Raw genomic sequence first — 6620 nt, forward strand, 5'->3', positions numbered from 1 at the left:
CCGCCGGAGCGGGAGAAATTAAAATCAGACTATTCATTACTCCAATCCTCTTCGTTCTAGGTCAACTGTCAACTGTCAACTGTCAACTGTCAACTGTGGTTGTGCGGTATCTCCCAACAAGCTGCGACTGGCTGGCTGCCGCATATTCAAGGATTTTTTCATGTTTTGGCAGATATGATAAAATCGATATGACCAGTAAAATTGGTGAGTCAGATGACAACTTTTAGTGTGGAACAGTTAGATTTAACTTTGGAAGAATGGATGCAAAATCCTCCTGACGGGACGGAGTGGGCAGACGGTAAAGTGATAGTCAAACATCCTGTAGAATTTGTCAATGGAGAAGTAGTAGGGAAACCGGGAATGACTGCAAAGACTCGTCGCATTCAAGCTAGATTGGTACGATATTGGGGCATTTACATGGACTCCACCGCCCAAGGGGGTGAGGTTTATGTGGAAGTCACTTGTCAAACTCTGAAAAAAGGGCGGATACCAGATGTATCTTATATTACTCCTGAACTGTTGGCGCAAGTTGGAGAGTTTTCAGTTTTGCCGCAGAGTTTTCCGCTGCTAGCTGAGATTGTTTCGCCTAACGATTTTGCTGATGATGTTTTTGCAAAAGCACAGGAGTATTTAGAGTCTGGTTGTTTGGAAGTTTGGCTGCTATTTCCGAAGAGTAGTTGGGTGTTAGTAATTACTCAAGGTGCGACAGTTTTATTTAAGCCTGGTGATGTGGCGAAGACTCAGCTTGTGTTGCCCGGTTTTAGTGTGGCGTTGGATGAGTTGATGGCGTAATTTTGCGGTTAAAACAACACGTCTCAATCACTTCTATAACTAATTAAAATTTTTAGATAAAAGCCTTTAATTGTTGACATAAATAAATATCTATATCTGTCATTGCGAGGAACGAAGCAATCTTAGTCTTGGCGATTGTTTCGTTTCTCCCAATGACAACCTTCCTTAATTTAACTTTATAAATCTATATCTACCCTGTAAAATAACTTTTTGTAGCCGTCATATATAAATTTGAAAATTTACGCTACAATCAAGACATCGCTATGATTTTGGTGACTCGCCATGAATAATCATCTTCCCGATGCCGGACAAAATAGCCCGCAATTTCAACTCAATGATTTTCTGCAATCTTTGGGCATCGACACGCCGCATACCGTTCAACATTCAGATCCACATTTAGACCTGAGCTTACCACAAAATCATTTACTCGATTACTCTCAACAGCCTAATTTTGTTCACACGAACCAACCAGACATTTTACCAGATTTCTCTCAATCTGGATGGACAGACTATCCCCAACATCAAGACTTTTCTCACCAACATCAAGACTTACATCAAATATCAGCCCTAGACTCACAGCATCTAAATCACCCAGTCAACCAACCAGAAATCATTCCAGATTTCCACCAATCTGCATGGGTTGAGCACCCGCAACATCAAGACTGGCATCAAACATCAGCCCTAGATTCCCATCACCAACAACCTTGGACGGTCAACTCATCCTATGCAACTGTTCCTGGGGGCGATCGTACCATGAACGGCCCCCACATAGACATCCGGGATGACGGCCACATTTATCTGCATCAGCTAAACGGTCACACCGTTGATGTCGGTGATGTTCGAGGGCATACAATGTATAATTCATCTGGGTGGGAAGTCGGTTACTTCAAAGACAATGGAGAAGTCTATAAATATAACTATTCCTCAGCGGACAATTTTATCGGGAAAATAGAGAATGGTCACATTTATAATGTAGACCATAAAGAAATAGGACGCGCCGATACAAATCTAGAGGGTGCAGCCCACCTATTATTTGCAGTGGGAGGCGGCGCAAAAACTTAATTGATGAATCATGGTTGCGCGACGGCCCAGAAACCGGGTTTTTGGGGAGAATCTCACTTTTGCTTTACGGTTCGTAGTGAGGACTTTAGTCCGCATTTCTGTCGGGTAGACGAGAGGCCCAGAAACCGGGTTTTTTCCCAAATACTTCGTTATTACGAAAAAACTCCCGAAAAAACCCGGTTTCTTGGAGACAAAGTAATACCAAGTATGAAAAATCAATGCAACAATAATATTGGTAGGGTGTGTCGCCCTTGATAATACAAAAAAAACAGAAAATCTTACAGCGACGCACCAGCGTGACAATACTTGAGTACACAAACTCAACTAAGATTTTTTAAATTGGTATACTTGGGCCAGCTTTAGTTAGGGCAGATAAAATTACTGCCAACGAGTCAGTTTTTGACAGGAAGTTGGGCGAATTACCATCATAATTGAGCAAATTAGTCAGTTTAGCTTTGAAATTTTCTCTTAATCTTGTCAACTTTAAACATTAACCACTGGAGGAAATATTATGACCAAAGCATTACCAGGAAAGAAAGGAATTTGGGATCACATAAAAGATACTTCCAAATCCATATTTATGCCAGAGAAATATCGGCAAGACCGCCAAGCAGAAACTGGCATATCTATTGCTACAATTAATTCAGAAACTGCCATTGATAACGCCAACAAACAACGAGAATTACAACAAAAAATTACCATCGTTCAAAACTTGCAACATCAAGCTAGTCTTGATGTGACAAGAGAACAAGGCGATTTAAACCGAGGCTTGCAGAAATACCTCGCCGAAATGAATATCGCATTTCAAGCCCATGAAGGCACGCTTAACCGCGAATTACAAGACAAATTAGCCCGACTCAATCGGGATTTTCAAGCCAATGAAGGCAAACTCAATCGCGAACATAGCGCCCAACTAGAAGTTTTTCGCGCTGAATTGCAAAAATTCTGCATCGCCGAACAGCGTCAAATCCAATTAGAATTAAAACAGTTAGACGCACTTTTAGCACGAGAAATTGCTCAGGTAAATCGCGAAACAGCAATTGTCGCCATTGTCAAGCAAAAAAACTTAGAAAATTCGCCGATTCTAGTTACCGCTGAAAACATTATTGCCAACATCAATCCCGAAGATACTCCGATTTTACGAGTTTTCTTGTCACCGCCAGTCTTGACTCACGATGCTGCTAAAGGAAATCAAAATTTTCCGGTATCTGAGGAGTTTTTAAGCAATTATTTGCGAAACTTCCTAGATAAGTATATGAGCGATGGTCGGCCAGTACAATTTATGGGCGGTTCTTGGCGGACTAATGTTTTTCGGGAAGAAGCGGCGGCGGAAAACTTATTTGCAGGTTTGCGCGTGATTCCTACTCTGATTTTAGACTCATCTGCTACCCATGATAAGTTTTATCTGCGTTTTGGCTTTTGGCATATTAATTTCACAAAGTATCGCTACAAAACTCCAATCAATCAGTTACCTTGGGTTGAGACATTGTATGATTTTGCCAAACAACGGGCGGTCAATTGGCAAACAAAACGACAAGCGTATATTGACTCTGGTAAACCTGTTGCTGATTTCGATCTCCGTTTTGGTGAAAAAGCAGTTAAACGCCATCAGCAAAATTTACGAATCTTGGAAATTGAACGGGATGCCCTGGAAGATGGAGAAGATTTAAGCGAAATTAATCGTCCCTATGAACTCGACAGCAAAAATGATTATAATGATTTAGCAGAATTTATTGGCATTTGCCATGCTTTAATCGCGGGCTTAATTGTTGATGAATATTGTCTGATGTTTTTGCCTCCAGATGAGCGAAAAACACCTTTTTTACCGCAGTTACTCCCGGAAATGTTGGCAAAGATGCCCGCCGATGAACAGAATATTCTGACGGAAATTGCGGTTGGTTATTATCAGGGATTGTATGATTATTTGGCTGAAGAAGAGTCGGCACTGATTGCTGATTTGCGTTTGGATTTAGCTGTCTCACTATTGGTTTTGGCTGACAAGCAGTGGGCTGCTGCACAGTTGTATTTGTCTGTTCAAGATTGGTTGAGGCTGCATGGTTTGGCGATTCCTGAACAAAGTCAGTTATTAAATGTTTTGGCTGCGGCTTTGACGGTTGATGATGAACCCTATGTAACTAAGCTAAATCAATGTTCGCGAGGTTTGGAGGCGAGTTTACAATTAAGCATCATTGAGTGTTGTTGGCAAAGGGGTTTGCAACGGGCGAAAAATGGGGAATATTCGGCGGCGATTGCTGATTTTCATCAGGTTTTGCAGTTAGATGGTTCTCGCTTTGAGGCGAATTTGCAGCGCGGTTTGGCTTACTATCAAATTGTGGAGTATCAGGGCGCAATTGCTGATTTTGACCAAGTATTGCGGCTGAATCCGAATGAGGCGAGTGTTTACCACTATCGCGGGTTAGTTTATCAGAAGTTGGGAGAGTTGGAACGGGCGATCGAAGATTTTAATCGGGCGTTGCAAATCAATCCGAGTTTACCGGGTGTTTTGCATATTCGCGATGTGGCTTTGGCTGTATTGGAGGAGAGAAAACGGGAGGCGGAAGGGAAACGCCAGCGTCAAGCAGCAAAGGAAAGGGAACGCCAACGCCAGCAAGCAGAAGCGGAACGTTTGCGTCGGGAGGAAGAAGCTAGCAAAGGTAAAGCATTTATTTTTGAAATTATCACGGTGGATAAGTACGGGAAACAAACTAGCAAGCAGTCGGGGAAGGCTTATCAAAAAGAGGAAGATTTGGGTAATGGGGTGAAACTGGAAATGGTGCATATTCCAGCGGGTAGTTTTATGATGGGTTCACCGTCGGGAGAAGGTAACGATAATGAACGCCCGCAGCATCCAGTAACTTTTGCCCAGCCATTCTATTTAGGGAAATATGCCATTACTCAGGAACAGTGGCAAGCGGTGATGGGCAATAACCCATCGTCTTTTAAAGGTGGGAAACGGCCTGTGGAACAAGTAACTTGGAATGATGCGGTAAGTTTTTGTCAGAAGTTGTCTGAGAAAACTGGAAAAACCTATCGTTTGCCGAGTGAGGCTGAGTGGGAATATGCTTGTCGGGCAGGTACGACAACAGCTTTTCACTTCGGGGAGACTGTTACTCCAGATTTAGTTAATTATGACGGCAATAATCCCTACGGTTCTGCACCAAAAGGACTTTATCGTCAAGAAACTACTCCGGTGGGAAGTTTTCCCCCGAATGCTTTTGGTTTGTACGATATGCAGGGCAATGTTTGGGAATGGTGCGCTGATCCTTGGCATGGTAATTACAATGGCGCGCCATCTGATGGTACTTCGTGGACAACTGGCGGAGATAGTAACCGAGTGCAGCGTGGAGGTTCGTGGAACGTCAATGTGGTCCATTGCCGTGCTGCCCTCCGCAACTGCTACTCTGCGGGCTACTCGTACAGGGACGGGGGTTTTCGTGTAGCGGTAGCTTTGGCTGTCCCTTCCTCCCTGTCTTCCCTGTGAGGACTCTTCTTTGCTCTTTTGCTCTTTTGCCCTTTGCTCTTTTTCCTCTTTTCTCTCTGGCGCGAAGCGCTAAAAAAAATTTTTTTCAGGAATTGGGCATGGCGGTGAGAAACCGGGTTTTTGTTTTAAGATGGGGTTGCGGCGCACAGATTTTGCCAAAAACCCGGTTTCTTTAGGCGGTTAAACTCATATCTTGCACCAATTCAATTAGGCATTTTTCGTGGGATTGGGGCGGGTTTATTTAACCTATCTGCTTCGTTTAAAGCTGTTGGCGAACCCGCCCCTTGTATCTTAAAAGAGTCAGGCGATCAAACCGTAGACCGCAGGCTATAGAACCGAAGACACGGTTGTAATCAAACCGCAGACACGGTTGTAACTGAATCCTAACACGAGTAAATATAAAGAAACCATTAAAGTTTCTTGCCTATAGGTACAAATGACAGTAGAAAGTGTTGTGATCGGACATCAGAAATTGGTGAAGTTGGCCCGCCCCGAGTGACTATCACAAGTCTGTTGTGTAGATAAGCTCCCATTACTGATGACAGGCGCATACAAAAAAACTGGACAGTATCTTAGGCGCTCGTTTTCACGGGACAGCCTGCATTTATAAGGTTAGTTAAATTGCCTGTCATGTTCTTTCATACAAACAGGGAGCTTGGAGCAAACAATGACACCGACATTTTTAGGCATAGATATCAGTAAAAAAGACTTTCATGTTTTTTTACTGAAAGAAGAACGTGGCTCAAAACCCAAAAAGTTCACGAATAATACCGAAGGGTTTGAGAGCTTAAATCAGTGGCCGGGAAAACAAGGTGTTGAAGAACTTCATGCCTGCATGGAAGCCACGAGCATTTACGGGGATGCCCTAGCTGAGTTTCTGTATGAAGCAGGCTACCAGGTGAGTGTGGTTAATCCGGCTCGGATTAAAGGGTTTGCTAAAAGCGAACTTTTACGTACCAAAACTGACTCTGTAGATGCAGCATTGATTGCTCGTTTTTGTGCGGCGATTAAACCGTCATTTTGGAAGCCAACTCCGCTCGAAGTCAAGGATTTACAAGCTTTATTGCGACGACTAGAATCTTTAACCGAGATGTATCAACAGGAAGAGAATCGTTTGGAAACAGCTACAGAAACCGTAGCTAAACTTACGAAAGCTCATTTGGAATACATTAAAGAACAACAAGCCGAAATCAAAAAAATGATTAGCGATCATTTTGACCAACATCCGCATTTAAAACAGCAGCGCGAGCTGTTGACTTCGATTCCAGGTATTGGAGAACAGACG

4 protein-coding genes are annotated in these 6620 nt (G+C 43.1%); all 4 read left to right on the forward strand.

Going from position 1 to position 6620, the window contains the following annotated elements; translation table 11 throughout:
- Positions 1–213 precede the first annotated feature (213 nt).
- Entirely contained in the window at positions 214–792 is a 579-nt protein-coding gene (locus JGK22_RS27240) for a Uma2 family endonuclease (RefSeq protein WP_293184187.1), read from the forward strand.
- A gap of 282 nt (positions 793–1074) precedes the next feature.
- On the forward strand, positions 1075–1854 hold the full coding sequence (locus JGK22_RS27245) for a hypothetical protein (protein WP_293184185.1): 780 nt from the start codon (positions 1075–1077) through the stop codon (positions 1852–1854).
- 511 nt (positions 1855–2365) lie between these two features.
- Positions 2366–5335: an SUMF1/EgtB/PvdO family nonheme iron enzyme gene (locus JGK22_RS27250; protein WP_293314176.1), complete on the forward strand. Its 2970-nt coding sequence runs from the start codon at positions 2366–2368 to the stop codon at positions 5333–5335.
- A 667-nt stretch (positions 5336–6002) separates the two neighbouring features.
- On the forward strand, positions 6003–6620 hold a 618-nt coding region (locus JGK22_RS27255), incomplete at its 3' end, for a transposase (protein ID WP_293197907.1).

The sequence above is a fragment of the Microcoleus sp. PH2017_08_TRC_O_A genome (assembly GCF_020738665.1).
In the GTDB taxonomy this organism is placed as follows: Bacteria; Cyanobacteriota; Cyanobacteriia; order Cyanobacteriales; family Microcoleaceae; genus Microcoleus.